This is a genomic window from Rhizobium sp. YIM 134829 (assembly GCF_046546455.1).
In genome coordinates this window covers 145,707-162,214 of sequence record NZ_JBKHKI010000003.1, presented here as the reverse complement: position 1 = coordinate 162,214, position 16,508 = coordinate 145,707, and the positions used below count along the sequence as shown (strand labels likewise).

15 protein-coding genes are annotated in these 16,508 nt (G+C 65.7%); 7 read left to right on the top strand and 8 right to left on the bottom strand.

The window, feature by feature from the left end:
- The first annotated feature begins 2 nt into the window (after positions 1–2).
- A complete protein-coding gene (locus tag ACLE20_RS07625; protein ID WP_410939674.1) occupies positions 3–1,631 on the top strand; it encodes an alpha-D-glucose phosphate-specific phosphoglucomutase in 1,629 nt (542 codons plus the stop codon).
- Between the two features lie 295 nt (positions 1,632–1,926).
- On the opposite strand, the gene ACLE20_RS07620 is transcribed toward ACLE20_RS07625, so the two are convergent.
- Positions 1,927–2,364, bottom strand: a complete 438-nt coding sequence (locus tag ACLE20_RS07620; protein ID WP_410939673.1) for a MerR family DNA-binding protein — start codon at positions 2,362–2,364, stop codon at positions 1,927–1,929.
- Between the two features lie 86 nt (positions 2,365–2,450).
- Here ACLE20_RS07620 and ACLE20_RS07615 point away from each other — a divergent pair, with 86 nt between their 5' ends.
- Positions 2,451–3,209 (top strand): MauE/DoxX family redox-associated membrane protein, encoded by a 759-nt coding sequence (locus tag ACLE20_RS07615; protein WP_410939672.1) that lies wholly within the window; start codon positions 2,451–2,453, stop codon positions 3,207–3,209.
- A 44-nt stretch (positions 3,210–3,253) separates the two neighbouring features.
- Here the strand turns inward: ACLE20_RS07615 and ACLE20_RS07610 are convergent, their stop codons facing one another.
- Positions 3,254–4,096, bottom strand: a complete 843-nt coding sequence (locus ACLE20_RS07610; RefSeq protein WP_410939893.1) for a tetratricopeptide repeat protein — start codon at positions 4,094–4,096, stop codon at positions 3,254–3,256.
- Positions 4,097–4,464: 368 nt separating this feature from the next.
- Entirely contained in the window at positions 4,465–4,707 is a 243-nt protein-coding gene (gene rpsU / locus ACLE20_RS07605) for a 30S ribosomal protein S21 (RefSeq protein WP_410939671.1), read from the bottom strand.
- 536 nt (positions 4,708–5,243) lie between these two features.
- On the opposite strand from rpsU, the gene ACLE20_RS07600 reads away from it, so the two are divergent.
- The 4 genes from ACLE20_RS07600 to ACLE20_RS07585 all read left to right on the top strand — a co-directional run bounded on the left by ACLE20_RS07600 (position 5,244) and on the right by ACLE20_RS07585 (position 10,481).
- On the top strand, positions 5,244–6,497 hold the full coding sequence (locus tag ACLE20_RS07600) for a sarcosine oxidase subunit beta family protein (RefSeq protein WP_410939670.1): 1,254 nt from the start codon (positions 5,244–5,246) through the stop codon (positions 6,495–6,497).
- 72 nt (positions 6,498–6,569) lie between these two features.
- Positions 6,570–6,914, top strand: a complete 345-nt coding sequence (locus tag ACLE20_RS07595; protein ID WP_410939669.1) for a sarcosine oxidase subunit delta — start codon at positions 6,570–6,572, stop codon at positions 6,912–6,914.
- Positions 6,911–9,904 (top strand): sarcosine oxidase subunit alpha, encoded by a 2,994-nt coding sequence (locus ACLE20_RS07590; RefSeq protein WP_410939668.1) that lies wholly within the window; start codon positions 6,911–6,913, stop codon positions 9,902–9,904. Before ACLE20_RS07595 ends, ACLE20_RS07590 begins: the two co-directional genes overlap by 4 nt.
- Positions 9,897–10,481, top strand: coding sequence for a sarcosine oxidase subunit gamma (locus ACLE20_RS07585; RefSeq protein WP_410939667.1), 585 nt, complete (start codon positions 9,897–9,899; stop codon positions 10,479–10,481). The genes ACLE20_RS07590 and ACLE20_RS07585 overlap by 8 nt, the downstream gene beginning before the upstream one ends.
- 14 nt (positions 10,482–10,495) lie before the next feature.
- On the opposite strand, the gene ACLE20_RS07580 is transcribed toward ACLE20_RS07585, so the two are convergent.
- From ACLE20_RS07580 to ACLE20_RS07565, 4 genes are all read right to left on the bottom strand, one after another.
- A complete protein-coding gene (locus tag ACLE20_RS07580; RefSeq protein WP_410939892.1) occupies positions 10,496–11,575 on the bottom strand; it encodes a DUF2332 domain-containing protein in 1,080 nt (359 codons plus the stop codon).
- Positions 11,568–12,131 carry a MaoC family dehydratase gene (locus tag ACLE20_RS07575; protein WP_410939666.1) on the bottom strand — a complete coding sequence of 188 codons (564 nt, stop codon included), beginning with the start codon at positions 12,129–12,131 and terminating at the stop codon, positions 11,568–11,570. The genes ACLE20_RS07580 and ACLE20_RS07575 overlap by 8 nt, the downstream gene beginning before the upstream one ends.
- Before the next feature lie 191 nt (positions 12,132–12,322).
- The gene (gene glgX / locus ACLE20_RS07570) at positions 12,323–14,284 is read right to left on the bottom strand and encodes a glycogen debranching protein GlgX (protein WP_410939891.1); all 1,962 of its coding nucleotides are present in this window, start codon (positions 14,282–14,284) and stop codon (positions 12,323–12,325) included.
- Between the two features lie 100 nt (positions 14,285–14,384).
- Positions 14,385–14,609 carry an aa3-type cytochrome c oxidase subunit IV gene (locus tag ACLE20_RS07565; RefSeq protein WP_323103549.1) on the bottom strand — a complete coding sequence of 75 codons (225 nt, stop codon included), beginning with the start codon at positions 14,607–14,609 and terminating at the stop codon, positions 14,385–14,387.
- A gap of 164 nt (positions 14,610–14,773) precedes the next feature.
- Between ACLE20_RS07565 and ACLE20_RS07560 the strand changes: the two genes are divergently transcribed.
- On the top strand, positions 14,774–15,550 hold the full coding sequence (locus tag ACLE20_RS07560; protein WP_410939665.1) for a gamma-glutamyl-gamma-aminobutyrate hydrolase family protein: 777 nt from the start codon (positions 14,774–14,776) through the stop codon (positions 15,548–15,550).
- On the opposite strand, the gene ACLE20_RS07555 is transcribed toward ACLE20_RS07560, so the two are convergent.
- A complete protein-coding gene (locus tag ACLE20_RS07555) occupies positions 15,531–16,502 on the bottom strand; it encodes a 2-hydroxyacid dehydrogenase (protein WP_410939664.1) in 972 nt (323 codons plus the stop codon). The genes ACLE20_RS07560 and ACLE20_RS07555 overlap by 20 nt on opposite strands.
- Positions 16,503–16,508: the final 6 nt, after the last annotated feature.

The window sequence follows — 16,508 nt, the reverse complement described above, 5'->3', positions numbered from 1 at the left end:
TCATGACGAAAACCGTGCAGACGACACCCTACACCGACCAGAAACCCGGCACCTCCGGCTTGCGCAAGAAGGTGCCGGTGTTCCAGCAGAAGAACTATGCCGAGAACTTCATCCAGTCGATCTTCGACAGCCTGGAGGGCTTCGAGGGCAAGACGCTGGTGATCGGCGGCGATGGTCGCTTCTACAATCGCGAGGTCATCCAGATCGCGATCAAGATGGCCGCCGCCAATGGTTTCGGCCGGGTGCTCGTCGGCCGCGGCGGCATTCTCTCCACGCCCGCCGCCTCGCATGTTATCCGCAAATATGAGGCCTTCGGCGGCATCGTTCTCTCCGCCAGCCACAATCCCGGCGGACCGACCGAGGATTTCGGCATCAAGTACAATATCGGCAATGGTGGCCCGGCGCCGGAAAAGGTGACGGACGCCATCTTCGCCCGCACAAAAAGCATCACGGAATACAAGATCGCCGATGTTCCCGACATCAATCTCGATGTCGAGGGCGAGCAGGACGTGGCCGGCCTGACCGTCCAGGTCATCAACCCGGTGACCGACTACGCCGAGCTGATGGAAAGCCTGTTCGACTTCAAGGCGATCCGCGCCCTGCTGCAGGGCGGCTTCCGGATCGTCTTCGACGCGATGAGCGCCGTGACCGGCCCCTATGCCAAGGAGATCCTCGAAAACCGACTCGGCGCCGCCAAGGGCTCGGTGCTGAACTTCGTGCCACTGCCGGATTTCGGCGGTCACCATCCGGACCCGAACCTCGTCCATGCCCGCGCGCTCTATGAGGAGATGATGGGCGAGAATGCGCCGGATTTCGGCGCGGCGTCCGATGGCGATGGCGACCGCAACCTCATCATCGGCAAGGGCATCTTCATCACCCCGTCCGACAGCCTTGCCATGCTGGCCGCCAATGCGCAGCTCGCACCCGGCTATGAAAAGGGCCTTGCCGGCATCGCCCGCTCCATGCCGACCTCCGGCGCCGCCGACCGCGTCGCGGAGAAGCTCGGCATCGGCATCTACGAGACGCCGACCGGCTGGAAGTTCTTCGGCAACCTGCTCGATGCCGGCCTTGCCACCATCTGCGGCGAAGAAAGTGCCGGCACGGGCTCCAACCACGTGCGTGAGAAGGACGGTCTCTGGGCCGTGCTGCTCTGGCTCAACATCCTCGCCGTGCGCCAGGAAAGCGTGCTCGACATTGCGCGCCAGCACTGGACGACCTATGGCCGCAACTATTACTCGCGCCACGACTATGAAGAGGTCGATTCGGCCGCTGCCAACGGGTTGATGCAGGCGCTGCGCGACCAGCTCGCCACCCTGCCCGGCAAGACCTTCGGTGATCTGACCGTCGAGAAGGCCGATGACTTCTCCTATCACGATCCGGTCGACCAGTCGGTCAGCAGCAATCAGGGCATCCGCGTGCTGTTCGAAGGCGGATCGCGCGTCGTCTACCGTCTTTCGGGCACCGGCACCTCGGGCGCGACGCTGCGTGTTTATATCGAGCGCTTCGAACCGGACGCCGCCAAGCATGATGTGGAAACACAGACGGCTTTGGCGGACCTGATCGAGGCCGCCGACGCCATCGCCGGCATCAAGGACCGCACCGGCCGCACCGAGCCGAGCGTCATTACCTGAGGTAAGGCTGCTCAGGTTGGACAGCACTAACGCTTGATCCGCAGAGAACGACTACTGGCCAGAGGGCAGAGACCCCCTCTGGCCTGCCGGCCATCTCCCCCACAAGTGGGGAGAGGCCGTGAAGCGGGCTCCTCGTTCTATTTCGGCGGCAGAGTGCTGAGAGGTGTCTGCCGCCCACGGGCAGAAGCCGTGATCTAAAAAGCCCTCATCAAGAGGGCCGAGCGCGTGCGGCTGGGTCTCTCCCCCCCTTGTGGGGGAGATGGGCGGCAGCCTAGAGGGGGTCTTTCACCACACCTCAGCGCTGGACCTTATGTCCACACTCCCCACCATGCTCGAAGGCATCGAGGATCGGACAAGGGCCGCTGCTGCCGGAGCCGCAGGCCTGTGCCAGACGATCAAGGGCTGCGCGCGCCGCCGAAAGCTCGGCGATCTTGCGGTCGAGCACAGCGATCTGTTCTCTGGCGAGCGCGCGGGCCCGCGGCCGATCCTCGCTCGCATCGAGCGCCTTCAACTCACGGATCTGCGCGAGCGTAAAGCCGGCCGCTTGCGCCGTGCGGATGAAGCGCAGCTGGCGCAGCGCCTCAGGCCCGTAGCGACGCACCTGCTCGCGCCCACCTCGGACCGGCGCGAGCGGGACCGCCAGCAGCCCGCGGCGTTGGTAGTATCGCACTGTTTCCACCCCGACACCGCCGGCTGCAGCCAGCCCGGCAATGGTCTGATCCTCTTTCGCCATCGGCTTGACTCCGTACCATGGTCCGCACCCTATATGGGGTGGGAACGCCCGTGACGAAAGGCGCAAGACCGGAAAGGAGCGCTCCCATGCTCGCGAGACCCGAGAAGAAGGCCGTTCTCTACAGAATGGTCATGGACAAGCACATCTGCCCCTATGGGCTGAAGGCGAGACATCTCCTGCAGCGCGAGGGCTATCAGGTCGAAGACAACTGGCTGAGGACGCGCGAGGATGTGGACGCCTTCAAAGCCGCACATGACGTCAAGACCACCCCGCAGGTCTTCATCGACGGCCAGCGGATCGGCGGCTATGACGACACGCGCCGCTTCTTCGGCAAGACCGTGCCGGACCCGAAGGCGACGTCCTACCGGCCCGTCCTTGCCGTCTTTGCGATCACGGCGCTGATGGCGCTGGCTTCCAGCCATGCGGCCTTCGGCACGCCGTTCACGCTACGGGCGGCGGAGTGGTTCATCGCCTTCTCCATGGCCGTTCTGGCGCTCCTGAAGCTGCAGAACATCGAAACCTTCTCGACCATGTTCCTGAACTACGACCTGCTTGCCCGCCGCTTCGTGCCCTATGGCCGCATCTATCCCTTTGCAGAGGCCGGAGCCGGCATTCTGATGATCGCGGGTGTGTTGAACTGGATCTCGATCCCCGTCGCACTGTTCATCGGCACGATCGGCGCGGTCTCGGTCTTCAAGGCCGTCTATCTCGACAAGCGGGAGCTGAAATGCGCCTGCGTCGGCGGCTCGAGCAACGTGCCGCTCGGCTTCCTGTCGCTGACAGAGAACCTGATGATGATCGCGATGGCGCTCTATATGCTCGTCCGCCACGGGCTGACGATGTGACGCAGAGCGGCCCGGCCCTCTTGAGGGGGCCGGGCAAGGGCGGCTCAGGAGGCCGCCTTGACCCGGGCGAGACCGGCACGCGCCGGCTCGTATTTCGGATCCAGCTTCAGCGCATGCGAGTAGGAGCGGATCGCCTTCTGGAACTCCTTGCGGCGTTCATAGACCAGAGCCTGATTCGCCCAGCTCTCGGCAAGATTGCCGTTGAGGTTGATCGCCGTGTTGAAGTCGGAGAAGGCGTTGTCGTCGTCGCCCATCGCCAGATAGGAAATGCCACGACCATTATAGGGCTCGGGTGAGGTCGAGGAGAGCGAGATCGCCGTCGAGAAATCCTCGATCGCCTGGGCATGCTGGTTGCGCGACTGGTAGATCAGCCCGCGATTGTGATAGGCGCGCGGATCGGTCGTGTCGTTCTCGATCGCCTGGTTGAAATCGGCAAAGGCGCGGTCGAGCTGGCCCGCCTGGCGGTAAAGATTGCCGCGACCGATGAAGGCGACATCATAGCGCGGGTTGAGCTGCAGCGCCGCATTGTAATCCTGCAGCGCCTGCGCCTGGTCGCCCATATTGCGCTGAACCAGCGCCCGGTTGGCATAGGCCTGGTAGAAGCGCGGATTGAGCTGGATCGCCATGTTGAAATCGGACAATGCGCGGCGGAATTCGCCAGCGCGGCCATAGGCGGAGCCACGCACATTGTAGCCTTCGGGATCGTTCGGATTGGCCGCGATCACGCTCGAAAGCGAAGCGATGTTCTGCTCCGACCCTTGCGCACGATCGACGCGGAACGTCTCATTGGTCGGATCCGTCTGGCAGCCGGCCAGAAGCAGGGTGCCGGCCAGCACCCAGGCCGAAAGGCCATGGGAGGCGAAGCCTGTCCGCGCGGCGGGGAAGATACGGCCGGCGGAAGCGGCAATGCTGTCGGTCGATGTCAAGCTCGGTCCCTCTGGTCAAAGATCGCAGTTGCGCATGCGGCCATCTGCTCGTGCTCATCCGCAAGCTCAAACGTCGGGCGGACGCGCAAAGGCCGGATGGGAGGATTAAGATCCGCCCGGCGATTTCGTTCCGCACGGCCGCGTCTTCCTCGCGCGGCCTCTCGCGATGCCTTTCCGGCATCCGGCGTCCGGTCGGTCTGTCGGCCGAACATCGGCCCGCATCAGCCGGCGCTGACCCTGGCGGCACCTGCCGCCGTCCGGTCAATGAAAAAGGCGGCGGCGCACCTGTCGCCACCGCCGGTCATGTCGTCACTCAGCCGAACGCGGGATCAGCGTGCTGCCGGGGTGCGGCCGCCACTGATCAGGCCTTCGCGCTGGGCGCGCTTGCGCGCCAGCTTGCGAACACGGCGAACAGCTTCAGCCTTTTCGCGCGCACGCTTCTGCGACGGCTTTTCATAGAAGTCGCGCATCTTCATTTCGCGGAAAATGCCTTCGCGCTGCATCTTCTTCTTGAGAGCGCGGAGAGCCTGGTCGACATTGTTATCGCGGACGAGTACCTGCACGAGAATCACGTTCCTTCGGTTTGTGCCCGATCGGGCGGGCCTTTGGTTTGGGCCCGGTCAGGAGGGCCGTTGTTTGCTTCATTGCCGGCAGTGGCACAGCAAAGAAATAACGTTCGCTCGGCCTGGGCCTTGCGATTGGTGAAGCGAGATAGCAGATCGCACCCGGCAAGTCCAGCCGTACCCCGGACCCAGAGGCAGATTCTCGATGAACCAGGGCCCGTCTCCACGAGGGAAGAAAATCGCTGTCCACGTCAGAGCCCCGCACCTGCGGGCCGTATCCAGTTCTGCGTGAGCGAGACGGGCTGGATGTCAGAATGGTTGCACGAAGCGGACCCGGTGGCGGGGTCCGGTTCGATAGGCCGGCAGAGGAGACCTGCGACAACCCGTCACCGCCGTGTCGAAACAAGGCCGCACTCGCGTCGCAAAAGAACCGTTGCGTCGCAGATTGATTTGCGATGTGTAGCGACACGAACGCGGCCGGGGCATGGCCGCCGGGCGTCCCTTCCGGGGTGAACGCCCGACACTCATTCAAGGAGACGGGGCGGATGCGCAAATATTCGGTCTTTGCCGTGGCCCGCGAGGCAATGCGCGCGCACAAGGGCTGGGAGGCGCAATGGGCCTCGCCCGAGCCGCGCGCAAGCTATGACGCCATCATCATTGGCGGCGGCGGCCACGGGCTGGGTGCGGCCTATTATCTCGCCAAGGAGCACGGCATCACGAATGTGGCGGTGCTGGAGAAGGGCTGGATCGGCGGCGGCAATACCGGCCGCAACACGACGATCATCCGTTCCAACTATCTCTATGACGAGAGCATGGACATCTACGAGCACTCTCTCAAGCTCTGGGAGACGCTGTCGCAGGAGCTCAATTACAATGTGATGTATTCGCCGCGCGGCGTCATGATGCTTTCGCACAACATCCACGACCAGCAGGTGTTCAAGCGTCACATCCACGCCAACCGGCTCTATGGCATCGACAATGAATGGCTGAGCCCGGAAGAGGCCAAGGCCTATTGCCCGCCGCTCGATATCTCCGCGGCCGCCCGCTTCCCGATCAACGGCGCAGCGCTGCAGCGGCGCGGCGGCACGGCGCGCCATGATGCGGTCGCCTGGGGCTATGCGCGTGCCGCCTCCGATCGCGGCGTGCACATCATCCAGAATTGCGAGGTCAAGGGCATCCGCCGCGGACCGGACGGGGCCGTGACCGGTGTCGAGACGACGCGCGGCTTCATCGGCGCCAAGAAGATCGGCGTGTCGGCCTCCGGCCACAATTCGGTGATCCTCGGCATGGCCGATGTGCGGCTGCCGCTTCACTCCGTGCCGCTTCAGGCCCTGGTCTCCGAGCCGATGAAGCCGATCTTCCCCTGCGTGGTCATGTCCAACACGGTGCATGCCTATATTTCGCAGTCGGACAAGGGCGAGCTCGTCATCGGCGCCGGCACCGACCAGTATAATTCCTATTCCCAAACCGGCGGCCTGCAGATCATCACCCACACGCTGGATGCGATCTGCGAGCTCTTCCCGATCTTCCGCCGCGTCAAGATGCTGCGTCAATGGGGCGGGATCACCGACAACACGCCGGATCGTTCGGCGATCCAGGGCGTCACGCCGGTCAAGAACCTGTTCGTCAATTGCGGCTGGGGCACGGGCGGCTTCAAGGCGACGCCCGGTTCGGCTCATCTCTTCGCGCATCTGATCGCCAAGGGCGAGCCGCACCGCCTGGCCGCAGGCCTGACGCTCGACCGCTTCCGCACCGGACGGCTGATCGACGAGGCAGCCGCTGCTGCCGTTGCGCATTGAGGCCGCCATGCGCCAAGAGATCGTGATCCTTTCGGGCGCCCCGTGCGCCACCATGCTGTCGGGATGTCGCCCATGCTGCTGATCCACTGCCCCTATTGCGGCGAAGAGCGCTCCGAGCTCGAATTCCGCGCCGCCGGCGACGCCCATATCGCCCGTCCCGACCCGATCGCCGCCATTTCGGACGAGGCCTTCGAGGCCTATTTCTTCCTGCGCGACAATCCGAAGGGCGTGATCTTCGAGCGCTGGCGGCATGTGGCCGGCTGCGGCCGCTTCTTCAATGCCGCGCGCGATACGGTGAGCGACAGGTTCATCCTGACCTACAAGGCCGGCGAGCCGAAGCCGGCCCTGCCGATTGCCGCCACGCCGGACGAAACCGTCGTCGAAACCTATGAAGCCACGGAAGGACGCGCGGAATGAGCGGCGCCAACAGGATCCCCGGCAAGGGCCGTCTGACGCCCGCTAGAACCGCGCGGTTCACCTTTGACGGCCGCAGCTATACGGCGCTGCGCGGCGATACGGTCGCCTCGGCGCTGATCGCCCATGGCGTCCATCTGGTCGGCCGCTCCTTCAAATATCACCGGCCGCGCGGCATCATCTCCGCTGGTCCGGAGGAGCCAAATGCGCTGATCGGCGTCAGCCGCGACACGGCGCGCGAACAGCCGAACGTTCGCGCGACCGTGCAGGAGGTCTTCGACGGGATGAAGACCATCTCGCAGAACCGCTGGCCCTCGCTCTCCTTCGACATGGGCGGCATCAACCAGTACCTGGCGCCCTTCTTCGCCGCCGGCTTCTACTACAAGACCTTCATGTGGCCGCGTCAGGCCTGGAAGAGCCTCTACGAGCCGCGCATTCGCGCAGCGGCCGGCCTCGGCGTGTCCCCGACCGAGGAGGACCCCGACCATTATGCCAGCCGCTACGCACATTGTGACGTGCTGGTGGTGGGTGGCGGCGTCGCTGGCCTCTCCGCGGCACTTGCGGCGGCGGAGAGCGGCGCACGCGTGATCCTCTGCGACGAGCAACCCGAAATGGGCGGCGCGCTGCATCACGATACCGGCGTCACCATCGACGGCCAGGACGGGTTCGCCTGGGCCCAGGACGCAGCCAAGCGTCTGGCTGCAATGGACAATGTCACGGTGCTCACCCGTACCACGGCTTTCGGCTACTATGCCCAGAACTTCCTGGCGCTCGCCGAACGGGTCACCGACCATCTCGACCGCCCTGCCCCCGGCCTGCCGCGCGAGCGGCTCTGGCAGGTGCGCGCCAAGCGGGTCGTGCTCGCCACCGGCGCCATCGAGCGCCACATGGTGTTTGCCGACAATGACCGTCCCGGCATCCTGCTCGCCTCCGCGGCCCGCGCCTATCTCAACCATTACGGCGTCGCCGTCGGCCGCAAGGTCGGCGTCTATACGGCAAGCGACTCGGCCTATGAGGCCGCCTTCGACCTCCATCGCGCCGGCATCGCCATTCCGGCAATCGTCGACAGCCGTGCTGCGCCCGGCGCGGCGGTGCTGGAAGAGGCCCGCCGGCTCGGCATCGAGGTGCTGGCCGGCCATGCCGTTCTCGGCACCAAGGGCAAGCTGCGCGTCGCCTCCATGCTCGTCGCGCCGGTCAATGGCGGGGCGAAGCGGCAGATCGTCATCGATGCGCTTATCACCTCCTCGGGCTGGACGCCCTCCGTCCATCTCTTCTCGCAATCGCGCGGCAAGGTCGCTTTCGATGCGGAAAGCCAGCGATTCCTGCCGGGCATCTATGCGCAGGACTGCGTCAGCGTCGGCGCCTGCAACGGCACGGACGATGTGCAGGCGACGATCGACGAAGCACTGTCTGCCGGCCGGGTTGCGGCTGCGGCAACCGGCCATGCCGGCGGCGAGACACTGTCGATCAGCGGCGCAGAGGCCTTTGCCTGGAGTGGCGGCATGGCGGGGGCCGCCTATGGCGCTGGGCCGGACGACGACGTGAAGGCCTTCGTCGATTTCCAGAACGATGTCTGCGCCAAGGATATCCGCCTCGCCGTGCGCGAGGGCATGCATTCGATCGAGCATATCAAGCGCTTCACCACCAATGGCATGGCGACCGACCAGGGCAAGCTTTCCAACATCCATGGCTTGGCGATCGCCGCCGAAACGCTCGGCCGCGGCATTCCCGAAGTGGGGCTGACCACCTTCCGCGCGCCCTACACGCCGGTAACCTTCGGCACGCTGATTGGCCATTCGCGCGGCGAGCTCTTCGACCCGACCCGCAAGACGCCGATCCATGCCGTGGAAGAGGCAATGGGCGCGGCCTTCGAGGATGTCGGCCAGTGGAAGCGGGCCTGGTACTATCCCCGCCCCGGCGAGGACATGCACCGGGCGGTCAACCGCGAATGCCGGACGGTGCGCGAAAGCGTGGGCCTCTTCGATGCCTCGACGCTCGGCAAGATCGAGGTCGTCGGCCCCGATGCCGCCGCCTTCCTCAACCTGATCTATACGAACAGCTGGGACAGCCTGAAGCCCGGCCGCTGCCGCTATGGCATCATGTTGCGCGAGGATGGCTTCGTTTACGACGACGGCGTCGTCGGCCGCATTGCCGAGGACCGCTTCCACGTCACCACCACCACCGGCGGTGCCGCCCGCGTCATGCATCACATGGAGGATTATCTCCAGACCGAGTTCCCGCACCTCAACGTCTGGCTGACCTCGGCCACCGAGCAATGGGCGGTCATCGCCGTCCAGGGGCCGAAGGCACGCGAGGTGATCGCGCCGCTGATCGAGGGCGTCGATCTTTCGAACGAGGCCTTCCCGCATATGAGCGTTGCGGAAGCCGAGATCTGCGGCGTCAAGGGCCGTCTCTTCCGCGTCTCCTTCACCGGCGAGCTCGGCTATGAGCTCAACGTGCCCGCCGATTTCGGGCCGGATGTCTGGCAGGCGGTGCGCGAACGGGCCGAAGCGCTCGGCGGCTGCGCCTATGGCACCGAGGCCATGCATATCCTGCGCGCCGAGAAGGGCTATATCATCGTCGGCCAGGATACCGACGGCACGGTCACGCCGGACGATGCGTCGCTCGGCTGGGCGGTGGGCAAGAAGAAGCCGGACTTCGTCGGCATTCGTGGCCTCAAGCGGCCGGACCTCGTGCGCGAGGGCCGCAAGCAGCTGGTGGGCCTTCTGACCAAGGATCCGGCAGTCGTGCTGGAGGAAGGCGCGCAGATCGTCGCCGACCCGAACCAGCCGAAGCCGATGACCATGCTCGGCCATGTCACCTCCGCCTATTGGTCGCAGAATTGCGGCCGTTCGATCGCCATGGCGCTGGTCGCCGGCGGCAAGGCCCGGCTCGGCCAGACACTCTATGTGCCGATGGCCGACCGGACGATTCCGGTCGAGGTGAGCGAAATGGTGTTTTTCGACAAGGACGGAGGCCGCATCCATGGCTGATTCTGTGACCGCTGACCTTTCAATCCCCGAACGGGCGAGCGCCCGCCGTACGCCGCCGCTCGCTGGGCTGCATGGCGGCTCGGGTGTCGCCCGGCTCACCGCCGCAGCACCCGCGACGCGGCTGTCGCTGCGGGCCAAGCCGGAAACAGTCGAAGCACTGGGCAGCGCCCTCGGCCTCGCCCTTCCGACGACGCCCAAGGGCTCGGCTTCTGCGAACCGGCGCCACGCTCTCTGGCTCGGTCCGGACGAATGGCTGGTGATCGACGAGGCCGGAGCAGATCTCATGGCTTCGCTCTCCGGCGTCAGCGGCCTCTTCAGCGCCACCGACATTTCCCACCGCAATACGGCGATCCTTCTCGAGGGCCCAGGCGCCGCGACCGCGCTGAACAGCGGCTGCCCGCAGGACCTCTCGCTCCGGGCCTTTCCAATCGGCGCCTGCTCGCGCACCGTTTTCGGCAAGTCGGAGGTTGTCCTCTACCGCACGGCCGAAGACGCCTTCCGCGTCGAATGCTGGCGCTCCTTCTCGCCCTATGTCTTCGGCCTGCTGGCCGAAGGGGCGGAGGATGCGGGGGCCTGAGCGGCGGCTTGCGCTCAGAAAGTTGACCCGGCGTCCCAGCCCTGCCAGTTGACCCACCGACCGTGAAAGCAGGCGCGGCCGAGCTGACGGCGCTCGCCGGTTGGCCAGAGCTGAAGGACGAGGGCTGCGCCGGGGTCGAGGCCATCGCTTTCGAGAGACAGATGCGCAAGCGGCGAATCGTCGCTCGCCGACCGACCGGCAGCTTCGATCAGCGCCTCGCCCGCTTCCCGCGCCGCTTTCGGCAGATATTGCCAGACAATCGTGTGATAGATCACATGAACGCATCCAGGCCGGCGCTCGGCCAGGCGCCGCTCCAGCCAGGACAGGGCATCCGCCTTCTCGATGACGACGCCCGCCTCAACCGCCAGACCTAAAGCAGCACGCGTCCTCTCGATCCGGTCGGTCTGGTCCGCCCAGAGATAGGATAGAAGCCGCAGCGCGTCCTCGGGATCCCCCGCGTTGACTGGGCGAAGATCGCAGCCGGCCCGCTCAAGAACGATCGAGTTTGCCTGCGGTGGCGGATGGCCCGACCAGTCCGGCGCGAGCCGGACGGAGGCCTGCGTGTTGCCCCATCTGCTGCTGCCCAGCTCATAGGCATAGTGGTCCCAGATCAGGTTCAGACCGGCGCTCGCCCCGACCTCCGACAGGCAGAGCGGCAGGCCGAAGCGTTCGGCGATCGTAAGGAAGCCCGGAAGCAGCGCCGCCGACCGGCGAACCTCGTTGGTCTGCGGCGGCGAGGCCAGCCCGGCGATCAGGATCTCGGCATGGTCACGACAGGTCGCCTCGACCGCCTGCCAAAGATCCTGGGCCTGCGTGACATGCGGCGGATAGACCCGTTCGAGGCGAGGGTCCCTGCCGGCCAGCACCAGCGCATGAAGGGCGCCGGCAAAGCGCAAAGGAACGGAATCGGCCGAGGGCGCCGGATCGCCGTCCCAGGCCAGAATGAACCGGCCAACGGGATTGTCGCTCGTCAAACGCTCTGCCGCCAGATCGCAGAGGGTCGCGACGAAGGGAGAGCCGAGCCCTCGACAATGCCCGGCCTGCGACCGGAACGCCGCGCGGACCTCCGCTTCGCCCCTGAGGCCCTCAGACATCATCTGGCCGATCCTTCGGATCGAACTGGATGATCGTCAGCCATTTGGCAGTCAGGGCCGGCTTTCGCTCGTTCTCGATCTCGACCGAGACGTCATAGGTGACCATCAGCATGCCGCCGCCGCGGAAGCGGGCCTCCTCAAGCACGAAGCGGCCGCGGACCCGGGCGCCGGCCTTGACCGGGGCGAGGAAGCGGACCTTGTCGAAGCCGTAATTGATGCCCATCGTCTGCTCGCGCACCTTGGGCAGGCCGCTGTAATTCATGGCCGAGAGCAGCGAGAGCGACAGGAACCCATGGGCGATCGTGCCGCCGAAGGGCGTTTCCGCGGCGGCGCGTTCCGGGTCGGTGTGAATGAACTGGTGGTCGTCGGTCGCATCGGCAAAGCCGTCGATCGTATCCTGGGATACGGTGATCCATTCGGAAACGCCGAGTTCCTGACCGACGAGGCTCGAGACCTCGCTCAGCGAGATTTCCCGCTGCGGCGCGGGCCCGGCAACGGGGTCCGCGGTAGCGGTGTCCGGTATCACTGGATCGCGGCTTGCAGACGTTTCGCTCATGCTGTCAGCTCATGCGCCTTCGATGCGGCCAGGCCCCGAATGCCACCATTGAGCGATGAGACAAGCTCCAGCTCGAAGGGCGCGTCAGGAGGCATGACCGATGCCGGCGGATCCCGGCATAGCCAACATATAGGCATGGATGCCGCAGCGCGGCAATATGCGCCCAAGGCCGGCCGAGAGCGAAAGATTCGCTAAACCGGCGAGACGAAAAAGCTGACGCTGCGGCCCGGCAGACGGCCCTGGCGCAGCGCCGGCGTCGGATCCACCGGCTGCCAGCCTTTGGCGCTGAAGGGCAACACGAAGGGCGCATCGCTTTGGGCGCGGTTGATGGCGATGGCGAGCCGCGCCGGCCCCGCGCCCTCGACATCCTCGGTCGCGAGCACCATCAGCAGGTGGTCGGTGCGCTCGCCGTCCCAGTCGTGAGCCTGCATCGGCTTTCCGGCAAAGGTCAGCCAGTCGACATCGCCCTCGCCCGTGAAGAACCGATCCTCGGCGAAGACCGAGAAGCGTCGCCGCAGCGCGGCGAGCGCTTGGCTATGCTCCAGAAGCTCGGGCGAGAGCGCCGCCCAATCGACCCAGGTGATTGCATTGTCCTGGCAATAGGCATTGTTGTTGCCGCCCTGGCTGCGCCCCGCCTCGTCCCCAGCCGTCAGCATGATTGACCCCCGGCTGGCAAACAGGGTCGAAAGCAGCGCCTTGATGTCGCGCTGGCGGGCGGCGAGGATCGCGGCATCCTGCGTTGCCCCTTCCACGCCATTGTTCCAGGAATGGTTCTCGCCATGCCCGTCGCGATTGTCCTCGCCATTCGCCTCGTTGTGCTTGTGGCGATGGGCGGTCAAATCAGCCAGGGTGAAGCCGTCATGGGCGGCGATGAAGGTCACGCCGCGGCTGCGCGTGGCGCCGTCGCGGGCAAAGACTGGCGCCGAACCGGCAAGCGCCGTGGCGAGCGCGCCCACCGTCCAGCCATCGCCCCGCCAGAAGCGGCGCAGATCGTCGCGGGCCCGGTCGTTCCACTCGAGGAACGCGTCGGGAAACTGACCGAGCTGATAGCCGCCGGGGCCGATATCCCAGGGCTCGGCGATCAGGATCCGGTCCTTGAGCAGCGGGTCGGCGAGCATCTCGGTAAAGAGCGCGGCATCGCGGTGGAAGCCATGCGCGTCGCGCCCGAGGATCGAGCCGAGGTCGAAGCGGAAGCCATCGATGCCCGCCGCGCGGACGAAATTGCGCAGGGTCTCGAGGATGAGGCGGCGCACGGCCGGGTGGTCGCAGGCGATCGTGTTGCCGCAGCCCGTATCATTGACCAGGGCGCCATCGTCGGTGTGGCGATAATAGACCCGCTTGTCGAGCCCGCGCATCGAGAGCGTCGTCCCAAACCGGTCGCTCTCGCCGGAATGGTTGAAGACAAGATCGAGGATGACGCCGATACCGGCCGCATGCAACGCCGCCACCGTATCCCGCAGCTCCACCCAGCCACCCGGCACCAGCCGCGGATCGAGCGCCTGGAAGGCGATCGGATTATAGCCCCAGCCATTCACGAGGCCGAGCGGCGGCAGGTGGCGCTCATCGATCCAGGCAGTGATTGGCATCAGCTCCACCGCGGCAACGCCAAGGCTCGTCAGATGATCGATCACGGCTGGATGAGCCAGAGCGCCAACCGTCCCGCGCGCGGCTTCCGGCACGTGCGGGTGAAGCTTGGTGAAGGGGCGGACCGCAACCTCGTAGATCAGCCCCTGACGCGAAAAGAGCGGCGCGGCGGAGGCTGCCTCCGGCAGCGCGGTCACGACCGCCTTCGGCACGAGATCGGCGGTTTCGACACCGTGGGCGATCAGGCGGGCATCGTGATGGAAGGGACGGTCGAGGGTAAGCGCATAGGGATCGACCAGCAGTTTCGCGGGATCGAACCATAGGCCTCTGTCCGGATCATAAGTGCCGTAGGCACGCAGGCCGTAGCGGGTACCGGGCGGCGCATCGGCAAGACGGGTGCGAAAGACGTGGTCACCGCCGCGCGCAAGTGACACCCGACCGGTCTCGCGCTCCCCTGCCCTATCGTAGAGACAGAGTTCAATCCGTTCGGCCGTCTCCGACCGTACGGCAAAATCGGTATGCGAAGCGCCCAGCGTGGCGCCCAGCGCCATCGGGTCTGGCTCGGACATCGATCTGCGCATTGGTTCTTCCCCGCCTTCGCCCATCCCGCATGTCCTGCCATCATCGTGCGGCGCGCGCAGGCTCGGCCTTCGCGCGCACCGTCGCCGTTCACCGCGTGAGAGTGATGCCGGCAACGAGAAGGACGACGAAGAGAATCAGGCTGACGAACGCGCCGGCATTGGTGAAGAACAGGGCCGCCATGGCGATCAGCAGCACGACGCAGAAGACCGTCAGGAACTTTGCGCCCTCCAGGAACATCGAATAGGTCTTCTCATGTTCCTTGTAGTCCATCTCGGCGCCCGTTTCGGCCGGGCCGGTGTGATGTTCCGCCATCGTCTCTCTCCCCTTCCATCGACCGTGCAACACGGCCTCATCACACATGCCTTCAGCCTTTTCGCCGGTCAAGAGGCAGGCAGCGGAAGCTTGCCCGCAGATTGACGCAGAGACTGGATAACGGCTATTTCAGCTTTTTCTACAGCCAGAATCCGGAGCCCCGCATGCCGAAGCCGATCGTCGCCATTCCCGCCGATTTCCGCGAGCTCGACGGCAATGTCTGGCACGCAACCCCGCACCAATATGTGCGCGCGGCGCTGGAGGGTGCCGGCGTCATGTCTCTGCTGGTGCCGGCGCTCGAAACCGGCAATGAAGCGGAAGAAATCCTCAACCGGGTCGATGGGCTGCTGGTGTCCGGCTCGCGCTCCAACGTGCATCCCTCGCTCTACGGCCGCGAGGCAAGCGAGGCGGACGGGCCGTTCGATCCCGGCCGCGACGCGACCAGCCTCGCCTTGATCCGCCGGGCGCTCGACCGCGCGATCCCGGTGCTCGCCATCTGCCGCGGTATCCAGGAGCTCAATGTCGCACTCGGTGGTACGCTGGCTTCCGAAATCCAGACGCTTCCCGGCCGCAAGGACCACCGCAAGCCGGAAGGCTCGACGCTCGATGTCGCCTATGGCATCCGCCAGACCGTGATGATCGAGGCCGGCAGCTGCCTGGCCGGCGTGCTGGGTGCCGGCGTCGTCGACGTCAACTCGCTTCACCGTCAGGCAATTTCCGATCTCGCTCCCAATCTCGCCGTCGAGGCTGTGGCCGATGATGGCACGGTGGAGGCGGTTTCGGTGATCGGCGCAAAGGCCTTTGCCGTCGGCGTGCAGTGGCATCCGGAATATTGGGTCGGTCGCGACAAGCCGTCGAACGACCTCTTCGCCGCCTTCGGCGAAGCGGTTCGCGCCTATCGCGACCGCGGCCTCAGCGGGATCAGCGCCCCCGCCGCGTGAACGGCGTTTCGGAAACCGGCGTCACGGCCTCGCCTTTCTCGAACCAGGCGATCAGGTTGTCAGCCACCAGATCCGACATGGCATCGCGCGTCGCCACCGAAGCGGAGCCGACATGGGGGAGCAGAGCAACGGTCGGCAGGTCGATCAAAGCCTGCGGCACATGCGGCTCGTTCTCAAAAACATCCAGCCCGGCGGCGGCGATCGTACCCGCCTGAAGCGCCTCGATCAGTGCCCTCTCGTCGACGGTGATCCCGCGCCCGATGCTGATCACCACGCCCTTTTCACCAAGCGCCGAGAAGATCTCGGCATTCACGGTGTGGCGGGTGCTGTCGGTGCCTGGCACGATGACGATCAACGTATCCACCGCCTCGGCCAGGCCTTTCAGCGTCGGGTAATGGCGGTAGGGGACATCCGGGCGGGGGTTGCGGGTGTAGTAGGCGAGCGTGACACCGAAGGCCTCCAGACGCCGGGCGATTGCAAGGCCGATGCGGCCAAGGCCGTAGAGCCCGACCGTGCGGCCCCGCAGCGTCAGCGGGCTCAAGGGAAAGGGGCCATCGCTCGCCCATTTGCCGGCCCGCAGATAGGCCTCTGCGGCAGGAAACCGGCGCAGCGTGTTGAGAAGCAGGCCGATCGTCGTATCCGCCACCTCGTCATCGAGCACGTTCGGCGTGTTGGTGACGACGATGCCCTTGGTCGCGGCATGGGCGGCATCGACGCCGTCATAGCCGACACCGAAATTGGCGACGATCTCCAGATGATCGACGGCGTCCATCAGCCCGCTCGACACCTTGTTGAAGGTGGCGATGGCGCGGGTCCGGGTGGCGATCTCGGGGGTGACCAGAGCCGGATCGGCGCCGTCGAGGCGCAGGATCTCGAAGCGGTCTCCCAGCCTGTCCAGCACGCGCTGGTTCATCTTCCCCGGAATGAGAATGGCGGGGCGGGGGTCGGACATGGCTGT